This window comes from Burkholderia semiarida, assembly GCF_029268935.1.
GTDB classification, from domain to species: Bacteria; Pseudomonadota; Gammaproteobacteria; order Burkholderiales; family Burkholderiaceae; genus Burkholderia; species Burkholderia semiarida.
The window spans coordinates 419,551-438,138 of the sequence record NZ_JAHLCL010000008.1 but is presented as its reverse complement, the minus strand read 5'-3'; the positions used below and the strand labels follow the sequence as shown (position 1 = coordinate 438,138).

Sequence of the window (18,588 nt, the reverse complement as noted above, 5' to 3'; positions counted from 1 at the left end):
ACTGACGCACCGACGCACGCCGCAGGCACTCACGCACGGCGCTCGAACGCTTGAAAAACGGAACGGGCGGGCCGCGCATCCAGCGCGACCCGCCCGTTCGTCGATCCCGCCCGACGCTTACAGTCCGAGCGCGGACAGATCCAGCTTGCCATCCTTCATCGGCGGGCACCAGAAATACGCGCCCGTCAGCGGCCGCGTGAAGCGGAACAGGCCGTCGACGATGCCGTCTTCCGCGCCGCTCATCCGGCGCATCTGCACGTCGAATGCGCGGAACGAGCAGCCGAACGCGACGAAATAGAGGCCCGCCCGGCGCGTGTCCGACCACGGCGACGAACGGCGCAGCATGAACGCCTCGGGCGCGAAGCTTTCCTGCGCGGTGCGCTTCACGTGCGCGAATTCGGGCGCGTCGTCGAGTTCCTCGTTGTCCGAACGGCGGCGCCCGATGATGTCGTCCATCTCGCCCGACGGGATGCGCTCCATCTGGTCGAAGTCGTGCACCCACTGCTGCACCGCGACGAAGCTCGAGCCGTCGAGCCCCGCGCCCTGCCCCGTCACGATCGCCGCGGCCACCGCGTCATCGCCTTCCGGATTCTCGGTGCCGTCCTCGTAGCCGGACAGGTCGCGATCGTTCGAATAGCGGAAGCCGTCGACGGCGTCCTGCAGCACGAACGCCGGCGCCAGCGCGCGTTCGATCGCCCGCGCGCGCAGCACGATCTCGCCGCGGTCGTCCGAGCGCAGCCACACCCACACGTCGGCCGGCGTGATCGGCAGCGTGCGGTCGTTCACGGAGAACGCGGGGTACCCGGTGAGTCCCGGCACCGGGTGCCCGAGATAGGCAGCCAGCGCGTGCCCGAAGCCGACGACCGTGTCGCGTCCGTCGGCGATCTCGCGCAGCGCGGCCAGCGCCGCCGCGATATTGCCGTCATTCGACATCGTGAAAGTGAGGTATCGGGCCGCCGTATCGATCGGAGCCAGGATGCCTTGCTGAACGTCGCTCATCGTTTCCTCGGGAATGGTTCGGAGTGAATCTGTGCGGGCCGCATCGTCGCGCGCCGCGGACGCGCAAGTGTAATCGATGCGCCTGCCGGCCCCGTGCCCGCCATCGCGCAACGTACGCGAAAAGGGGCCAAAACCCCGAATACTAACCGTATCGACGCCGCAACGCCGCATTCGTCAGACGTTGCGGCGCGCGCGACACTCCTGATAAAATCGCGACACGTCTTTTTTCGGCGTCCTTTCAACCGTTCACTTCAGGGAGGTGCAGATGTTCCGAATGCCAGCAACCTTCCCGAACGTGGTCCCACGGCGCAGCTGATCCAGCCCGCCGTCCGCGCCGGCTCCCGAGTTTTCCGCTAACCCGTCAGCCGCGCTTTTCCCGACAGCCCGTTTCGTTCCGCCCGCGTGTTTCGCGCGGCCCGGCTGTTGCGTTTTCGACGTTCTCCGAACCGGAAAGTCCCGTCGCGCGATGCGCCGGGCAACGATACATGACCAGAAAAACCTCCCATCTGGGCGGCCACGCATTCCAGGCCGTCTTCGGCTTCACCGTCCGTTACTGGCGCAAGCAGCCGGCGCGCATCGCCGCGGTCGCGAGCCTCGCGCTGCTCGCCGCGCTCGCCGACGTCCTCACGCCGCTGTTCGCCGGCCGCCTCGTCGACGCGCTGTCGGCCGGCCTGACCGACCGCGCCGCCGCGTGGCATTCGGCCCTCGCCGCGTTCGGCACGCTGGCCGCGCTCGGCATCGGCGCGACCGTGCTGCGCCAGGGCGTCTACCTGAACATCATCACGCTCACGCTGAAGATGATGAGCGAGATCGCCGCCGCGTCGTTCCACCGCGTGCAGCGCTTCTCCACCGACTGGCACGCGAACAGCTTCGCGGGCTCGACCGTACGCAAGATCACGCGCGGGATCTGGGCGCTCGACCTGCTCAACGACACCGTGCTGATCGCGCTGCTGCCGTCGGTCACGATGCTGGTCGGCGCGACCGTGCTGCTCGGCACGCACTGGCCCGTGATGGGGCTCGTCGTCGGCGCGGGGTCGCTGCTGTACATCGCGGTGACGGTGGCGGTGTCGCTCGGTATCGTCGCGCCGGCCGCCCGGCTCGGCAACCTGTGGGATACGCGCATGGGCGGCGCGCTCGCCGACGCCGTGAGCTGCAACGCGGTCGTCAAGGCGTTCGGCGCGGAAACGCGCGAGGAAGCGCGGCTCGCGCGCGTGATCGGCAAGTGGCGGCAGCGCACGCGCCGCACGTGGGTGCGCGGCACGTTCAACGGCGGGCTGCAGGGTGCGATGCTCGTCGCGATGCAGGCCGCGATGATCGGCGTCGCGCTGCGGCTGTGGATGAACAATGAAGCGAGCGTCGGCGACATCGCGTTCGCGCTGACGATGTTCTTCATGCTGCAGGGCTATCTGCGCGACGTCGGCATGCACATCCGCAACCTGCAGCGCTCGGTGAACGACATGGAAGAACTCGTCGCGCTCGAACGCCAGCCGCTCGGCATCGACGATCGCCCCGGCGCGCCGGCCATCCGCATCGATCGGGGCGAGATCCGCTTCGAGCACGTGACGTTCCGCTACGGCAACCATCCGGTGCCGCTGTACGACGATTTCTCGATGCGGATCGCACCCGGCGAACGCGTGGGCCTCGTCGGCCATTCGGGGTCGGGCAAGACGACGTTCATCAAGCTGATCCAGCGCCTGTACGACGTGTCGGGCGGCCGCATCACGATCGACGGCCAGGACATCGCGCAGGTGCGGCAGGATTCGCTGCGCAGCCAGATCGCGATCGTCCAGCAGGAGCCCGTGCTGTTCCACCGCACGCTCGCGGAGAACATCGCGTATGCACGCCCCGGCGCGAGCCGCGCCGACATCGAGCGCGCCGCGCGGCTGGCCAGCGCGCACGACTTCATCGCCGCGCTGCCGGACGGCTACGACACGCTCGTCGGCGAACGCGGGATCAAGCTGTCGGGCGGCGAGCGCCAGCGCGTCGCGATCGCGCGCGCGTTCCTCGCCGATGCGCCGATCCTGATCCTCGACGAAGCGACGTCGAGCCTCGACAGCGAAAGCGAGCTGCTGATCCAGCAGGCGATGGAGCGGCTGATGGTCGGCCGCACGACGCTCGTCGTCGCGCACCGGCTGTCGACCGTGCGCGCGCTCGACCGGCTGCTGGTGCTCGATCGCGGCAAGGTGATCGAGGAAGGCAACCACGATGCGCTGATCCGCATCGACGGCGGCATCTACCGCCGGCTGTTCGAGCGGCAGGCGCTGGAGCTGGCGAAGGGGCTCGCCGATTCGCCGCGCCGCATGGTGGATCGCGACGCCGGGCCGCTGGGCGAACCGGTGGAGGCTTGACGCCGGCGCGTCGCGATGCGGCCCGGCGGCGCGGTCATCGCCGCCGGGCCGTGTCGTCGGCAATCGGTTCCGATTCGAGGCCGTGCCACGCGCACGGCCTTTTTCGTGCTCGCGGATCTTGCGCGGCGGCACCGGGCCGCGCGCCGCGTCCGCCGCCAGGATCACTTATCATGTCGGCCAGGCAATTCGCGACGAAAGGCAGACCATGTTTACAGGCATTGTTCAGGGTGTTGGCACCATCAACGCCATCAAGGATCACGGCGAGCTGAGGACGTTCAGCATCGAATTCCCCGAGCGCTTCACCGACGACATCGAGATCGGCGCGAGCGTGTCGGTCGATGGCGTGTGCCTGACGGTGACGACCATCCATTCGCCGGCGCTGATCGACTTCGACGTGATGCTGCCGAGCCTGCGGATCACCACGCTCGCCGACCTTACGACCGGCGCGCGGGTCAACGTCGAGCGGGCCGCGAAGGACGGCGCGGAGATCGGCGGGCATCCGCTGTCCGGTCATGTCGATTTCACGGGGACCATCGCGCACATCGCGTCGTCCGAGCACAATCGGATGATCCGCATCGGCGTGCCGGCCGAATTCAAGCGCTACGTGTTCGCGAAGGGCTATATCGCGATCAACGGCTGCAGCCTGACCGTGTCGGACGTCAATCGTGACGAAGGGTGGTTCGACGTCTGGCTGATTCCAGAAACGCGCCGCGCGACCACGTTCGATGCGAAGGGCGTGGGCGACAAGGTCAACATCGAGATCGAGCGCAGCACGCAGGTCGTCGTGGATACGATTCGCGAGTCGGTCAAGGAAACGCTCGGCGAATTGAACGGCGTCGTCACCGCGCTGCTCGCGGAAAAAGGCATCGATATCGAGGAACTGCTGGCGCGCAACGTCGCGCGGCTGCCGAAGCAGTAAGCGCGATGCCCGCGTGCCAGGTGATCCGCCGGATCACCGGGTACGGGATATCGCATCGCGCCGCGGCGATCGAACGACATCGGCCGCGGCCGCCCGTCACTCCCCCTCCACCCGCGCCCCCTTCCCCACCGCCACGCGCTGCGCGCGATAAATCCCCGCGTGCCCGGAAAACAGATACGCGACGACACAGGCGACGATCGCATACACGCCGATATCCGCGCCGAACAGTTCGATCGCCATGATCGTCGACGCGATCGGTGTGTTCGCGGCGCCCGCGAACACCGCGACGAAGCCGAGCCCCGCGAGCACGGGTACCGGCAGCGCCAGCACCTGGCCTAGCGCATTGCCGAGCGTCGCGCCGATGTAGAACAGCGGCGTCACCTCGCCGCCCTTGAACCCCGACGCGAGCGTGACGACGGTGAACGCGAACTTGCCCGCGAAATCGTAAAGCGGCAGCGGGCCGTGAAACGCGGCCTCGATCGTCGGGATACCGAGGCCGAGATACTGCGGCACGTTCAGCACGGTCGCGGCCACCGCGACCAGCAGGCCGCCGAGCACCGGCTGCAGCGGCGCATGGCGGATCACGCGGCGAAACCACGCGGTCAGCGCATGCGTCGCAAACGCGAACAGCCGCCCGACCACGCCGAACGCGATGCCCGCGACGACCGTCACGGCGAGCCCGGTCACGGTGACGGCCGGCACGGATGGAATCGCATAGGCCGTGTGATGGACGCCCCACGCGCGGCACACGACGTCCGCGACGATCGCCGACGCGACGCAGGTCAGCAGCGCGTCGTAGCGCAGGCGCCCGATCGCGAGCACCTCGAGCCCGAACACGGCGCCCGCGAGCGGCGTGCCGAACACCGACGCGAAGCCGGCCGCGATGCCGCCCATCAGCAGCACGCGGCGATGCTCGCGATCGAGGCGGAGCACGTGCGTGATGCGATCGGCGAGCGCGCCGCCCATCTGCACGGCCGTGCCCTCGCGGCCGGCCGAGCCGCCGAACAGATGCGTGACGACGGTCGCGACGAGCACGAGCGGCGCCATCCGCTTCGGCACGAGCGCCTTCGGGTCGTGAATCTCGTCGATCAGCAGGTTGTTGCCGCGCGCGACCGACTGGCCGAATCGATGGTAGATCCAGCCGGTGGCGAAGCCGGCGGCCGGCAGCCCCCACAGCAGCCACGGATGGGCGACGCGCGTACCGGTCGCCCAGTCGAGCGCGATCAGGAACAGCGCGGAAGCCGTGCCGGCGAGCGCGCCGAGCAGGGCCGAAAGCGCGAGCCAGCGGCACACGTAGCGCACGGTCGCGAAAAAATCGGCAGAAGTCGTGAAAAACATGATTTCCCAGATTCGACGGAACATCAAAACCTGGGCGGCAGAATACCGGATGGACGGCCTGCGACCTCCTGACGACCCAGGAACACGCAGGCATCATCAGCCGGGCAAACCGGCGGTTGAGGGCCGCACCGCGCGCGCCACGCGCCGGGAACGACCGCAGGGAGGCATGCCATCTCCGCAGGCGGCAATTGTACGCGACGGCGCGCCACGCACACAATGCAGACGCCGCCGGGCCGCTGCGAAACGACGGCGCCTGCCCGCTGCGCCGTCAGTCGCGCGGCGCGAGCGCGATCCGCGCGATCAGCCGGGGCGCGATCTGCTCGAGCGGCAGGATCGCCGACGCCGCGCCGATCGCCGCGGCCGCCTTCGGCATCCCGTACACGGCGCTGGTCCCCTCGTCCTGCGCGATCGTGTACCAGCCCTTCGCACGCATCGCCTTCAGGCCGAGCGCGCCGTCGCGTCCCATGCCGGTCAGCAGCACGCCGAGCGCCTCGCCCTGCCAGCCGTCCGCGACGCTGTTGAAGAACACGTCGATCGACGGCCGGTACGGCGTGTCGGCCGGATGCCGCGTATAGCCGAGCACGCCGCGCGGCGACAGCGTCAGATGGTCGTTGGTCGCCGCGAGCAGCACCGTGCCCGCTTCCGGCACGCTGCCCTCCCGCGCGACGCGCACCGGCAGCCGCGTGTAGCCGTCGAGCCATTCGGCCATGCCGTACGCGAATGCCTGGTCGACGTGCTGGACGATCACGAGTGCCGCCGGAAAATCGGCCGGCAGCGCGCGCAGCAGCGCGGTCAGCGCGGTCGGCCCGCCCGCCGACGCGCCGATCGCGACGAGCGTCGGCTGGCCGCGCGCGGACGCGGGCCCCGGCGGCACGAGCGCCGCGGAGCGGCTTTCGAGCAGCCGGCCGATCTGGTCGATCTTCGCGAGCAGCGCCTGCGGCGACGCGTCGGTCGACAGCCCGAGCGCGAGCGTCGGCGTGTCGACCGCGTCGAGCGCGCCCGCGCCCATCGCCTCGTACACCGACGACGTATTGGCGCTGACGCTCGCCGTCACGATCAGGATCGCGCACGGCGCGCGCGCCATGATCCGGCGCGTCGCGGCGACGCCGTCGACCTTCGGCATCACGAGATCCATCAGCACGACGTCGGGCGGGTGCGCGACGCAGAAATCCACCGCCTCGTCGCCGTCGGTCGCGACCCACAGCACGCGATGGTCCGCGCGCAGCGCGATCACGCGGCGCAGCGCCTCCACGGCCAGCGGCAGATCGTTGACGATGCCGATGTTCATTCTCGCGCGTCCCCGATCAGGTCGTGCACGGCATCGAGCAGCGCCTCGTCGTGGAAGCTGCTCTTCGCGAGGTAGTAATCGGCGCCGGCGTCGAGCCCGCGGCGGCGATCCTCGTCGCGATCCTTGTACGACACGATCATCACCGGCACGCGCTTGAGCATCGGGTCGCCCTTGATCAGCGTGACGAGTTCGATGCCGTCCATGCGCGGCATGTCGACGTCGGTCACGACGAGATCGAACGCATCGCTGCGCACCGCGTTCCAGCCTTCCATCCCGTCGACCGCGACCGTCACGTCGTAGCCGCGCTTTTCCAGCAGCTTGCGTTCGAGCTCGCGCACCGTCAGCGAATCGTCGACGACGAGCACGCGGCGGCGCCGGTCGGCGAGCGCGAGCTGCGGATCGCGCGAGACCCGCGCGAGCTGCCCGCCGCGCACGAGCTTGTCGACCGAGCGGATCAGGTCCTCCACGTCGACGATCAGCACCGGGTCGCCGTTCTCGAGCAGCGCGCCGGCCGCGATGTTCTGGATCTTGTTCAGGCGGCTGTCGAGCGGCTGCACGACGAGCATCCGTTCGCCGAGGAAGCGGTCGACCGCGACGCCGTACAGTTCGGGTTCGCCGCCGACGACCACGACGGCCGTACTGGCGCGCGCCACGTCGGGTTCGCCCGCGTCGAGCAACTGGTGCGCGGCGACGAGGCCCGCGCGCCGGCCGTCGAACGGAAAATGCGGCTGCCCTTCGAGCACGTCGATGTCGTCGTGCGCGAGTTCCAGCGTGCGGCGCACGTGCGCGAGCGGGAACGCGTACGGCTCGCCGCCGACCTCGACGAGCAGGCTGCGGATCACCGACAGCGTGAGCGGCAACTGCAGCACGAAACGCATGCCGGCACCCGGCTCGTTGAAGATCCGTACCGCGCCGCGCACGCCGCGCACCATCTCCTGCACCGCATCGAGGCCGACGCCGCGCCCCGATACGTCGGTCACCGCGTCGCGCATCGAGAAGCCCGGCAGCAGCAGGAATTCGAGCAATTCGGGATCGGACAGCCGCGCGGCCGTCTCGTCGTCGGTCAGGCGCTGGCGCACGACGGCCGCGCGCAGCGCGTCCATGTCGACGCCCGGCCCGTCGTCGATCACGCTGACGAGCAGCGAGCCGGCGCTGTGGCGCGCCTCGAGCGTGACGCTCGCCTCGGCCGGCTTGCCGCGCGCGTGCCGCGCTTCGGGCGAATCGACGCCGTGGTCGATCGCGTTGCGCAGCAGGTGGCCGAGCGGCGCGTCGAGCAGGTCGAGGATGTCGCGATCGACCTGCGTGCCTTCGCCGACGATCGAGAAACGCACCTGCTTGCCGAGCGAGCGCGCGAGATCGCGCACGATGCGCGGATACGCACGCGTCGCGTCGCCGAACGGCCGCATCCGGCATTGCAACGCCTCGTCGTAAAGCTGCTCGGCGATATGCGTGCTGCGCCGCTCGAAGCGGTCGAATTCGTCCATGCGCTCGGCGAGCGAGCGCTGCAGGTCGTTGAGCATGTGCCGAACTTCGTTCATCGACGCGAGCATGCCGGCGTCGAGATCGTCGGCGAACTGCTCGACCATCAGGTCGAGCGAACGGGCCGCGTCGCGCTGCGCGCGCTTCACGCGCAGCATCGATTCGGCGAACGGCTTGAGCCAGCGCGATTCGACCAGCGATTCGCCGGACAGGCTCAGCAGCCGGTTCAGCGTATCGGCGCGCACGCGGCGCATCGCGCCGGCGCCCACCACGCGGCCGGCCTGGGCCGGATCGGGCGCCGGGCCCGACACGGCGAGCGGCGGCACCGCGGCACCGGCCCCGACCGGCTCGTTCGCGGCGCCGTCGTGCTCGCGATACGGCACGAACGACGGCGGCGCGGGCGGCGGCGCGGCGGCCGGCGCCTGCATCGTCTGCGCGCCGTCGGCGCCCGTCAGCGCCGCCGCGAACACGTCGATCTCGGTCTGCGACACGGGGTGCCCCTGCGGATCGCCGACGCGCACCAGCAAATCGACGCCGGCCAGCAGCACGTCGACGTGCGTGGCCGTCAGCGCGATCGTGCCGGCCTGCGCGGCGACGAAGCACTCTTCCATCCGCCCCGCGATCTCGACGCCCATCGGCACGCCGACGATGCGGGCGGCGCCCTTCAGCGAATGCGCGGCGCGCATGCACGCTTCGAGCGCGACGGAATCGGGCTCGCCCGATTCGAGCGCGAGCAGCCGCTCCGACAGCGCCTGCGTCTGCGTGCGCGTCTCCTCGCGATACAGCTCGAGCAGCGACAGGTGGCTCAGGTCGTCGTCGCCGCTCATCGCATGCTCCGTGTCACGGCGTCGAACAGACGGTCGTCGTCGAGCAGCCCCACCGACTTGCCGCGCCACGACAGCACGCCGCGCGACAGGCCGGCGCTCGCTCGCCCGACCGTCGCGGGCACCGGCACCCAGTCGGACGCGCCGAAGCGCAGCACGCCCTCGACTTCGTCCACCGGAAACACGACCGGTTCGCCCTGGTGCGCGGCCACCAGCAGCCGCGTGAAACGGCCGTCGCCACCACCGCTCCCGCCGCGGCCGGCCTTGCCGGCATCGAGGCCGAGCAGCGCGCCGATCGAGATCGCGATACGCAGCGTGCCGCGGATGTTGACCACACCGCGCACGGCGGAATGGCGTCGATGCGGCAGCGAATGGATCGGGCGCGTGCCGGCGATCTCGCGCAGCACGCCGATCGGCAGCGCGAGCCATTCGTCGGCCACCCGGAACGCGAGCGCCGCATGGCGCGCGTCGCCGGCGGCGTCGCCCGCGCGCGCCGTGCCGAACGCGCTCATCCGGCGCGTGACGTCCGCCATCTCGGCCACGTCGAGCGGACGCTCGAGCAGTCTCGCCGCGTTCGACGCATAGACCGGGCAGTTCAGACAGCGCTGGCAGTCGTTCAGCCGTTCGCACGAGCGGTCGCCGCGCGTGCCGATCCGGTTCCAGCAGTCGTCGACGTCGAGCGTCGCATCGTCAGTGGCAGCGGCGTCGCGGTTCATGCATTCCTCCGGTCATCGCGGTGTCGGTCCCATTCCCGTCGTCGTGTCAGCCGGCCGAACGCCGGGCGCGTTCGAGCAGCCATTGCGCGCCCGCGCGATCGCCGCCGACGTCGAGCAGCGTCGCGAGATGCGTCAGCGCCTCGTGATGCGTGGGGCGCAGGTACAGCGCCTTCCGGTAGAAGTCGCTCGCTTCCGCGGCGCGCCCGCGCGCATCCGCGATCAACCCGTTCAGGTAGAACGCATCGGCATGCGGGCCGACGCGCGCCGAGAACTGCGCGAGCACGCGCTCGGCCTCGTCGAACGCGCCCGCGTTCGCCAGCGCCTGCGCATCCTCCAGCGTCGGGACATCGTCGATTGCCGGCGCAATGCCGTCGTAGGCCGGTACGGCCGCCGCGGCGGTCGCCACCGTCAGGTCGGCCCGTGCGTCGACTGCGGCCGTCTCCACGGCCGGCGCCGCCACGAACGGCTGACGCACGTCGCCGAACCAGGCCGGGGGCGCGACGGCCACCACCGGGCGCGGCGCGGCGAGCGGGGCGACCGTGAAGCGCTCCGCGCGCTGGTGCGGTACCGCCGCGGACAGCGGCGCAACCGGCCGCGCCGCGCATGCATCGGCCGCCGCGCCGGCCAGCTCGCGATGAAACGCGAACGCCAGCGGGACGCGCGCCGAGCGCATCCCGTGCCGCATCGCGACGCCCGTCTCCGCCGGCCCGACGAACAGCATGCCGTCGTCGGCGAGGCGCGCGTCGAGCGAGCGGATCACGCGATCCTGCGCGTCGCGGTCGAAATAGATCAGCACGTTGCGGCAGAACACGAAGTCGTAGCGAATGCCGGTATCGGCCACCGGCTCGACGAGGTTCGCGTGGCTGAACTGCACGCACGCGCGCACGCGCTCGTCGAGCAGCCAGCCGTCGCGGGTCGGCGTGAAATACCGCGTACGGAACTCCGTCGCCGTCCCGCGGAATGCATTGCGCCCGTAACAGCCGAGCCGCGCCTGCTCGATCGCGCGCGCGCTGAGGTCGATCGCGTCGATCGCGAAGCTGGCCGGCTCGAGCCCCGCATCCAGCAACGCCATCGCCGCTGAATACGGCTCCTCGCCCGTCGAACACGGCGCGCTCAGCACGCGGATCACGCGGCCGGGCATTGCGGCGAGCCGTTCGGCGGCCAGCCGCGCGAGCGTCGCGAAGGCCTCGCGGTCGCGGAAGAACCACGTCTCCGGAACGACGAACAGCTCGATCAGCGCGCGCCGTTCGTCGGCCGACGCGTTGAGCTGCTGCCAGTACGCATCGAGCGCTTCCGGCGTCACGGGCGCCCGCGCAGCCGACGGCACGCGCTCGCCGTCGGCCTGCAATGCATGCACGCGATCGGTCAACGCCCGCATCAGGAAATCGTTGCCGAGCGAATCGGGGTCGATGCCGGTCTCGCGCAGCAACCAGCCGCGAAATCGCGATTCGGACACGTTCATGCAGACTCCTCCCCGTGGCCCGACAGGCCGTCGAACAGATACAGGCGCGCAACGTCGTCGATCAGGTCGGGCACCGACACCTGCTGCACGACGCCGTCGGGCGTGTTCGCGACCCGCCCGAGCCAGCGCGTGCGCGCGGTCGCGATGCCGCTCGCGCGAAACGCCGCGCGGTCGATCCGCATCGTCTGCGTCGCACGCTCGACGATCAGGCCGATCGTGCGCTCGCCGTCAGCGTGACCGGCGCGATAGCGGACCAGCACGAGCCGCGTCGAGCGCAGCGCCTGCGCGCGCCGCCCGAGCGCCAGCATCGGCACGTCGATCACCGGCACCGGCTGGCCGTCGCGCATCAGCAGCCCGGCGATCCAGTCGGGCGCGCCGGGCATCGCCTTCATGACGGCGAGCGGCAGCACCTTGTCGATGCCGGCCGCGTCGAGCGCATAACGCTCGCCGTCGAGCTCGAACATCAGGAACAGCGCGCGCGCGCCGTTCTGCGGATCGGCGCGCGTCACGCGTCGACCTTGAAGCGCGACACGCTGGTGCGCAACTGGTTCGCGACGAGCGTCAGGTCGTCGATCGCCTGCGACGACTGGCGCAGCGATTCGGCCGTCTGCTGCGCGGCCTCCGACAGTTGCGACAGCGCCTGCGTGATCTGCTCGGCGCCGTTCGCCTGCGTCTGCATGCCTTCGTTGACCATCTGGAAGCGCGGCGCGAGCGTCTGCACCTCGGCGATGATCTGCGACAACTGCCCGCCGACCTGCTGCACGTCGAGCATCCCGCGGCGGACTTCCTCGGAGAACTTGTCCATCCCCATCACGCCCGCCGACACGGCCGACTGGATTTCCTTCACCGTCTGCTCGATGTCGTAGGTCGCCACCGCCGTCTGGTCGGCGAGGCGGCGGATCTCGGTCGCGACGACCGCGAAGCCGCGGCCGTACTCGCCGGCTTTCTCGGCCTCGATCGCCGCGTTCAGCGACAGCAGGTTGGTCTGGTCGGCCACCTTGGTGATCGTCGCGACCACCTGGTTGATGTTCAGCGCCTTCTCGTTGAGGATCGCGAGCTTCGCGTTCACCGAGCCGGCCGCGTCCATCACGCTGCGCATCGTCTCGCCCATCCGCGTGAGCCCGCTCTGGCTCACGCCCGCGAGCGTCGCCGACTGCTCGGCCACGCCGGCCACCTCGTTCATCGTGCGCAGCAGGTCGCGCGACGTCGCGAAGATCTCGCGCGAGGTCGCGCCGATCTCGGTCGTCGTCGCGGCCGTTTCGTTCGCGGTCGCCTGCTGCTCGCGCGAGGTGGCCGCGATCTCGGCCACCGACGTCGTCACCTGCAGCGACGATTGCTGCGCGCGCGACACCAGCTCGGTCAGCTCGTCGGCCATCCGGTTGAAGCCCGTCTCGAGCGTGCCGAACTCGTCGCGGCGGCGCAGGTCGAGGCGATGTGTCAGGTTGCCGGTGCGCATCACGTCATGCACCTCGACGAGCCGCGCCATCGGCACGGTGACCGACCGGTACAGCATGTAGCCGAGCCCGAGCGCGGACAGCAGCATGAACGCCAGCGCGGTCGCCAGCACGATCTCGGTGTCCTGCACGGATTCGCGGATCAGCTTCGCGGACTGCTCGGCGAACTTGCGGTTCTCCTGCACCAGCACGTTCGCGTTGCGCACGACCTCGGTCCACGCGGGCAGCGTTTTCGCGTACGCGGCGACCGCGTCTTCGCGCGACGCGCGGCCCTTCTGCACCGCTTCGTTCAGCAACGGCACGTAGTGATCGTAGGCGCCGCGGAACGCCGTGAAGCGCTGCCGGTCGTCGTCGCGAAACGTCGTGTTCTGGTAGTCCACCGTCAGCGACTCGACCTCCTTCAGCGCGTCGGCGATCTTCGCGAGATCGCGCTGCGCGGCGTCGGGATCGGTTTCGACGAAGATCGCGCGCTGCAGCAGCGTGAACGATTCGTTGACCGCGCCGCGCAGCGTCGACGCGAGGTAGACGCCGGGCAGCGAGTCGCGCTCGATGCTGACGGCTTCGGCGTTGATCGCACGCAGTCGCTCGTACGACACGCCGGCCGTCACCAGCATCAGCACGAAAAGCACGCCGAAGCTGAGCAGGATGCGATTGCCGAGCGTCAGCCGGGCGGCGCCGATCGTCGGATGCAGGCTTTCATTGGTCGCGCGGGGCGTCACGGTGGCCATGTTCGTTATGGGCTTTCTAAATTCAGCGTTGAAAAAACCGCGCCCGCGTACGCGCCGAATGGCGCGCCACGAGCGCATCGAGGTCTCTCGGGCGGCGCGGCGGCGGCAGGCCGCGGCAGGCCGCGCCGCGACGTCACCGCTCCGCCTGCGCCGGCAGCCGAAGCGCGACCATGAAACCGCGCGCCGTATTGCGCATCAGGATCTGGCCGCGATGCCGCGCCGCCGTTGCGCGGACGAATGCGAGGCCGAGGCCGAAACCGCCGCGCGCCGCGCCATGCGCGGATTCGAGCTGCACGAACGACTCGGTCGCGGCCGTGCGCTGCTCCGGCGCGATGCCGGCGCCGGCATCCTCGACGCCGATCAGCCAGGCGCCGTCCTCGCCGCCCAGCGTGCAATGTACGTCCATCCCGGCCGGGCCGTATTTCAGCCCGTTGTCGACCAGGTTCGCGACCGCGCGCGTCAGCATCATGCGGTCGCCCATCGTCACGCACTCGCCGTCGGGCACGTGCGCGATCACCCGGCAGCCGAGCCCGGCCGCCTTCTCCCACAGCTGGTCGACGGCGTCGACCACGATCTCGTTGAGACTCACGACTTCGTGCGCGCGGCGCTCGGACTGCGCGCGGGTCAGGTGGATGAAGCCGTCGGCGAGCGCGAGCGCGCGCCGCGCATGGCCGGCGATGCGCTCCATGATCGCCGGCATGTCGCCGTGTTCGGCCCGGTAGACGTCGAGCAGCGCGAGGATCGACGTCTGCGGCGAACGCATGTCGTGCGACAGGAAATCGAGCGCCTCGTCACGCTGCCGCGACATCAGGTACGAATTCGAGTGGTAGCGAATGCGCGCGGTCAGCTCCATCGCGTCGGGAAGCTTCACCAGATAGTCGTTCGCGCCGGCGATGAACGCCTCGCGCTTGACGATCGGCTCTTCCTTCGCGGACAGCACGATGATCGGCACGCGCGCGGTGCCGGCGTCCGCGCGCCACGCGCGCACGAGATCGAGGCCGTCGATCTCCGGCATCACGAGATCCTGCAGGATGACCGTCGGCTTCACGTCGCGCGCGACCGCCATCGCCCGATGTGCGTCGGTGCACACGTGCAGGTCGATGTCGTGCTCGCTGCGCAACGCGCGGCGGATCACCTCGCCGACGAATGGCTGGTCGTCGACAAGGAGGACCGATAACCCCGATTCGAGGCAATCCGAGGCATTATCACTACTCGATTCTTTCATAAATCCAGTTTCAAACGCCGAATCTCCAAACGATTCTTTCATAGGAGTTGTTTATCCGACTTGGGCGCCATCTTATATTGGCAGTTGAAAAACCCGCCTGATTCCGCGGATTAGGCCTGTCGGCATTGCCTTGCGGGGCCTCGGACGCCGTTGTTTCCCCGTCGACGACCGCATTACCTCCGCATTCTTTCTCTCAATAAACATAACCGGCTGATTCTAAATGAAATTAGAACACAGCATCTATCTCCTTCCGGTTTAGTTTTGCCAAATATGCAGAAAGAGACGGCAACGGATAAATCGGATCATTTCCGGATTCGACGCACGATAACGTTTGCGAGACCCGCGCCATAAGGCTTGCATGTCGTGCAAGGCTGCGGGATCGGTCGTATTGGGGCCCGATCGTGGCGAGTCAAATCGGCAGTGCGAGGGGAAATCGCGCGGCGGGCGACGCTCGATCCGCATGCGTATGAGAACCGGCGGGAAGCCGGCAGGACGCCGGCCCCGTGGGTGTGAGTCGTGAGCCCGCGGCCGATCAGCCGCGCGCGTGCTGCGCGGACACTTCCTGCAGGTCGAGGTCGCGTTCGAGCGCGTGCAGCATCTCGTCGTGAATGCGCCCCGACCGGTGCAGGCGCAACAGCTCGGCGCGCCCGGCCCGGATCGCGGCCAGCACCACGTCGTAGTGCGCGGTGCGCACTTCCACCGGATACGCGGGCGCGTTCTTCGACCGCTCGGTCAGCTCGGCGCGATACGTGTACTGCTCGAGCAGGCGCGGATGGATCACGACGCCGTTCTCGTCGCGCACGAGCGGCTGGATCGCCGCGAGCTGCGCGGCCTCGACGTACGCCCACGTCTGCGGCTCGGTCAGGTGGTGCGCGGCGCGCTCGTCGCGCGGCGGCAGGCGCAGCAGCCGGATCAGCGGGCCAATCGTCGTGCCCTGCAGCAGCACGGTGACGAGGATCACCGCGAACGATGCGACCAGGATCACGTCGCGGCCGGGCAGCGCCTCGGGCAGCGACAGCGCGATCGCCAGCGTCACCACGCCGCGCATCCCGGCCCAGCTCATGATCGTCGCGGCCTTCCAGTCGGGCGCCTCGCCGCGGCCCGCGAGGCCGCGCACCGGCCACTTCAGCGCCTCGACCGCGTAGATCCACACGAAGCGCGACACGATCACCGCCGCCAGCACCGCGAGCACTGGCGGCACCATCGTGCCGAGCACCTGCTCGAAGCCGCCGAGCCGGTGGATCGCGCCGCGCAGCGACAGCCCGATCAGCACGAACACCAGCGCCTCGAGCAGGAACACGATGACCTGCCAGAACGCGGTGCCGCGCGTGCGCACGGCCGCCGAAAACACTTCGTGCTGATGCCAGCCGACGATCATGCCGGCCGTGACGGTCGATATCACGCCCGACACCTCGACCATTTCACCCGCGATGTACGCGATCCAGCCGGCGATCACCGCGACGGTGATCACGAGATAGTCGTCGTCGAGCAGCTTCAGGAACCACACGACGAGCTTGCCGACCACGAAGCCGACCACCACGCCGCCGAGCCCGAGCTCCGCGAAGCGCACGACCGCGTGCTCGAGGCTGAACGCGCCGGTGAGCGCGGCCGCGACCGCGAAGCGGAACAGCACGAGGCCGGCCGCGTCGTTCAGCAGGCTCTCGCCTTCGAGCAGCACCATCAGCCGGCGCGGCAGCGCGACGCGTTCGAGCACGGCCTTCGCGGCCACCGCATCGGGCGGCGACACGATCGCGCCGAGCGCGAAGCACGCGGCCCACGGCAGCGTCGGCACCACCCAGTGCACGGCGAAGCCGACCGCGAACGTCGTGAATACGACCGCGCCGATCGCCAGCATCAGGATGCCGCCGACATTGCGCTTGAATTCTTCCCACACGGAGAAGTACGCACCGTCCATCAGCAGCGGCGGCAGGAACACCAGCAGCACCAGCTCGGGATCGAGATCGATCGGCGGCAGGCCGGGGATGAACGCGATGCCGATGCCGCCGATCAGCAGCGCGGCCGCGGGCGGCAGCCGCAGCCGCTTGGCGATGCATTCGAGCGCGACGATCGCGAGGAATGACAACAGAACCAGCTTGAATGCCGAGACGGGGGACATGAATCGACCTCGTGAAGAATGAATTCGCGCGTTCCGGCGTCGTACCCCGGCCGGCAGTTTCGCGCGATTACATCACGAGGCGACGCCCATCGTCGAGCCCGTGTCGGGCAGTTCGGCGCGCGGGACACGCGCGGCGCCGCGCCGCGCTCGCGACGCGCGATGAAAGAACGGCACGCGGGCCGGCCCGATCGCCCGCCCGCGTGCCGTCGTGGCGCCGCGCCGCCTGCCGCGCATTACCGGCGCCGCACGACCATCAACCGCGGCTCGGTCATGTCCTCGATCGCGTAGCGGACGCCTTCGCGGCCGAGGCCCGAATCCTTCACGCCGCCGTACGGCATGTTGTCGACGCGGAACGACGGCACGTCGTTGATCACGACGCCGCCCACCTCGAGCTCGTCCCACGCGCGCTGCGCATGCGTGAGCGAATCGGTGAACACGCCGGCCTGCAGCCCGAAGTCGCTGTCGTTCACGCGCGCGAGCGCGTCGTCGAAGCGGTCGAACTTCTCGAGGATCGCGACGGGGCCGAACGCCTCCTTCCGGTAGAGGTCCTGCTCGCGCCCGACGTTCTCCAGCAGCGTCGCCTCGAACATCGCGCCGTCGACCTTGCCGCCCGCGACGATCTTCGCGCCCGCCGCGACGGCCGCGTCCATCCAGCCCGACAGCCGGCGCGACTCGGATTCGGAGATCATCGGCCCGACGAACGTCGACGGATCCTTCGGATCGCCCATCTTCAGCGAACGCGTCTTCGCGATCAGCTTCTCGCGCAGCGCGTCGTACAGGTCGGCATGCACGAGAATCCGCTGCACGCCGATGCAGCTCTGGCCCGACTGGTAGTACGCGCCGAACGCGAGGCGATCGACCACGTAGTCGAGCCGCTCGCGCTGGTCGGCATCGACGATCGCGGCCGCGTTGCCGCCGAGTTCCAGCACGACTTTCTTCTTGCCGGCCTTCTCCTTCAGCGCCCAGCCTACCGCCGGCGAACCGGTGAACGACAGCAGCTTGAAGCGCTCGTCGGTCGTGAAGAGGTCGGCGCCGTCGCGATGCGCGGGCAGCACCGAGAACGCGCCCTTCGGCAGGTCGGTTTCCGCGAGCACCTCGCCGATGATCAGCGCGCCGATCGGCGTGCGGCTCGCCGGCTTCAGCACGAACGGGCAGCCGGCCGCGAGCGCGGGCGCGACCTTGTGCGCGGCGAGGTTCAACGGGAAGTTGAACGGCGAGATGAACGAGCACGGGCCGACCGGCACGCGCTTCGTGTAGCCCGTATAGCCCTGCGCCCGCGCGGAAATCTCGAGATTGACGATCTCGCCGTCGATGCGCACCGATTCCTCGGACGCGACGCGGAACGTGTCGATCAGCCGCGTGACTTCGCCCTTCGAATCGTTGATCGGCTTGCCGGCCTCGATGCACAGCGCCTCGGCCAGCTCGTCGAAACGTTCGCGAAACCGCGCGACGCAATGATCGAGCACGGCCTGCCGCTTGTAGGCCGGCATCTCGCGCATCGGCTTCGTGGCGTCGACTGCCGCGGCGATCGCCGCGTCGATCGCCTTCGCGTCGGCCAGCGCGACGCGCGTGGCGACCTTGCCGCTGAACTTGTCGGTCACCTCCAGATCGGTGTTCGCGTAGACGGCTTCGTTGGCGAGATAGTACGGATAGGTTTCCTTCAACATGGAACGACTCCTTCCTGTGAACGGG

13 protein-coding genes and 1 riboswitch are annotated in these 18,588 nt (G+C 69.5%); of the genes, 2 read left to right on the top strand and 11 right to left on the bottom strand.

Translation table 11 applies throughout. From position 1 onward, the window contains the following. Positions 1–117: 117 nt before the first annotated feature. A complete protein-coding gene (locus tag KPB06_RS25175) occupies positions 118–999 on the bottom strand; it encodes a Dyp-type peroxidase (protein ID WP_099317202.1) in 882 nt (293 codons plus the stop codon). Positions 1,000–1,484: 485 nt separating this feature from the next. Here KPB06_RS25175 and KPB06_RS25170 point away from each other — a divergent pair, with 485 nt between their 5' ends. Continuing rightward, entirely contained in the window at positions 1,485–3,347 is a 1,863-nt protein-coding gene (locus KPB06_RS25170; protein WP_060311378.1) for an ABC transporter ATP-binding protein, read from the top strand. Between the two features lie 205 nt (positions 3,348–3,552). Beyond that, positions 3,553–4,266: a riboflavin synthase gene (locus KPB06_RS25165; RefSeq protein WP_059573759.1), complete on the top strand. Its 714-nt coding sequence runs from the start codon at positions 3,553–3,555 to the stop codon at positions 4,264–4,266. Positions 4,267–4,362: 96 nt separating this feature from the next. Here the strand turns inward: KPB06_RS25165 and KPB06_RS25160 are convergent, their stop codons facing one another. The 10 genes from KPB06_RS25160 to KPB06_RS25115 form a co-directional block, all read right to left on the bottom strand. Further along, on the bottom strand, positions 4,363–5,604 hold the full coding sequence (locus KPB06_RS25160) for a voltage-gated chloride channel family protein (RefSeq protein ID WP_275905956.1): 1,242 nt from the start codon (positions 5,602–5,604) through the stop codon (positions 4,363–4,365). Between the two features lie 80 nt (positions 5,605–5,684). Further along, positions 5,685–5,790: riboswitch (Fluoride riboswitch) on the bottom strand. 82 nt (positions 5,791–5,872) lie between these two features. Next, positions 5,873–6,892: a chemotaxis response regulator protein-glutamate methylesterase gene (cheB, locus tag KPB06_RS25155; protein ID WP_275905957.1), complete on the bottom strand. Its 1,020-nt coding sequence runs from the start codon at positions 6,890–6,892 to the stop codon at positions 5,873–5,875. Next, complete coding sequence (locus KPB06_RS25150) at positions 6,889–9,198, bottom strand: hybrid sensor histidine kinase/response regulator (RefSeq protein WP_059573756.1); 2,310 nt, start codon at positions 9,196–9,198, stop codon at positions 6,889–6,891. Before KPB06_RS25150 ends, cheB begins: the two co-directional genes overlap by 4 nt. Continuing rightward, positions 9,195–9,911: a chemotaxis protein CheW gene (locus KPB06_RS25145; protein WP_059573755.1), complete on the bottom strand. Its 717-nt coding sequence runs from the start codon at positions 9,909–9,911 to the stop codon at positions 9,195–9,197. The genes KPB06_RS25150 and KPB06_RS25145 overlap by 4 nt, the downstream gene beginning before the upstream one ends. Before the next feature lie 46 nt (positions 9,912–9,957). Beyond that, positions 9,958–11,373, bottom strand: a complete 1,416-nt coding sequence (locus KPB06_RS25140) for a CheR family methyltransferase (RefSeq protein WP_059573754.1) — start codon at positions 11,371–11,373, stop codon at positions 9,958–9,960. Continuing rightward, positions 11,370–11,882: a chemotaxis protein CheW gene (locus KPB06_RS25135; protein WP_059573753.1), complete on the bottom strand. Its 513-nt coding sequence runs from the start codon at positions 11,880–11,882 to the stop codon at positions 11,370–11,372. The genes KPB06_RS25140 and KPB06_RS25135 overlap by 4 nt, the downstream gene beginning before the upstream one ends. After that, a complete protein-coding gene (locus KPB06_RS25130; protein WP_059573752.1) occupies positions 11,879–13,555 on the bottom strand; it encodes a methyl-accepting chemotaxis protein in 1,677 nt (558 codons plus the stop codon). The genes KPB06_RS25135 and KPB06_RS25130 overlap by 4 nt, the downstream gene beginning before the upstream one ends. Positions 13,556–13,688: 133 nt before the next feature. Then, positions 13,689–14,822, bottom strand: a complete 1,134-nt coding sequence (locus KPB06_RS25125) for a hybrid sensor histidine kinase/response regulator (protein WP_059573751.1) — start codon at positions 14,820–14,822, stop codon at positions 13,689–13,691. Positions 14,823–15,312: 490 nt separating this feature from the next. After that, positions 15,313–16,896: a Na+/H+ antiporter gene (locus KPB06_RS25120; RefSeq protein ID WP_060009515.1), complete on the bottom strand. Its 1,584-nt coding sequence runs from the start codon at positions 16,894–16,896 to the stop codon at positions 15,313–15,315. 233 nt (positions 16,897–17,129) lie between these two features. Continuing rightward, the gene (locus KPB06_RS25115) at positions 17,130–18,563 is read right to left on the bottom strand and encodes an aldehyde dehydrogenase family protein (RefSeq protein ID WP_059573749.1); all 1,434 of its coding nucleotides are present in this window, start codon (positions 18,561–18,563) and stop codon (positions 17,130–17,132) included. Positions 18,564–18,588 lie beyond the last annotated feature (25 nt).

What these genes read in the sequence shown, in the direction of transcription:
- KPB06_RS25175 (WP_099317202.1), bottom strand. Translation starts at nt 999, where the DNA reads ATGAGCGACGTTCAGCAAGGCATCCTGGCTCCGATCGATACGGCGGCC.
- KPB06_RS25170 (WP_060311378.1), top strand. Translation starts at nt 1,485, where the DNA reads ATGACCAGAAAAACCTCCCATCTGGGCGGCCACGCATTCCAGGCCGTC.
- KPB06_RS25165 (WP_059573759.1), top strand. Translation starts at nt 3,553, where the DNA reads ATGTTTACAGGCATTGTTCAGGGTGTTGGCACCATCAACGCCATCAAG.
- KPB06_RS25160 (WP_275905956.1), bottom strand. Translation starts at nt 5,604, where the DNA reads ATGTTTTTCACGACTTCTGCCGATTTTTTCGCGACCGTGCGCTACGTG.
- cheB (WP_275905957.1), bottom strand. Translation starts at nt 6,892, where the DNA reads ATGAACATCGGCATCGTCAACGATCTGCCGCTGGCCGTGGAGGCGCTG.
- KPB06_RS25150 (WP_059573756.1), bottom strand. Translation starts at nt 9,198, where the DNA reads ATGAGCGGCGACGACGACCTGAGCCACCTGTCGCTGCTCGAGCTGTAT.
- KPB06_RS25145 (WP_059573755.1), bottom strand. Translation starts at nt 9,911, where the DNA reads ATGAACCGCGACGCCGCTGCCACTGACGATGCGACGCTCGACGTCGAC.
- KPB06_RS25140 (WP_059573754.1), bottom strand. Translation starts at nt 11,373, where the DNA reads ATGAACGTGTCCGAATCGCGATTTCGCGGCTGGTTGCTGCGCGAGACC.
- KPB06_RS25130 (WP_059573752.1), bottom strand. Translation starts at nt 13,555, where the DNA reads ATGGCCACCGTGACGCCCCGCGCGACCAATGAAAGCCTGCATCCGACG.
- KPB06_RS25125 (WP_059573751.1), bottom strand. Translation starts at nt 14,822, where the DNA reads ATGAAAGAATCGTTTGGAGATTCGGCGTTTGAAACTGGATTTATGAAA.
- KPB06_RS25120 (WP_060009515.1), bottom strand. Translation starts at nt 16,896, where the DNA reads ATGTCCCCCGTCTCGGCATTCAAGCTGGTTCTGTTGTCATTCCTCGCG.
- KPB06_RS25115 (WP_059573749.1), bottom strand. Translation starts at nt 18,563, where the DNA reads ATGTTGAAGGAAACCTATCCGTACTATCTCGCCAACGAAGCCGTCTAC.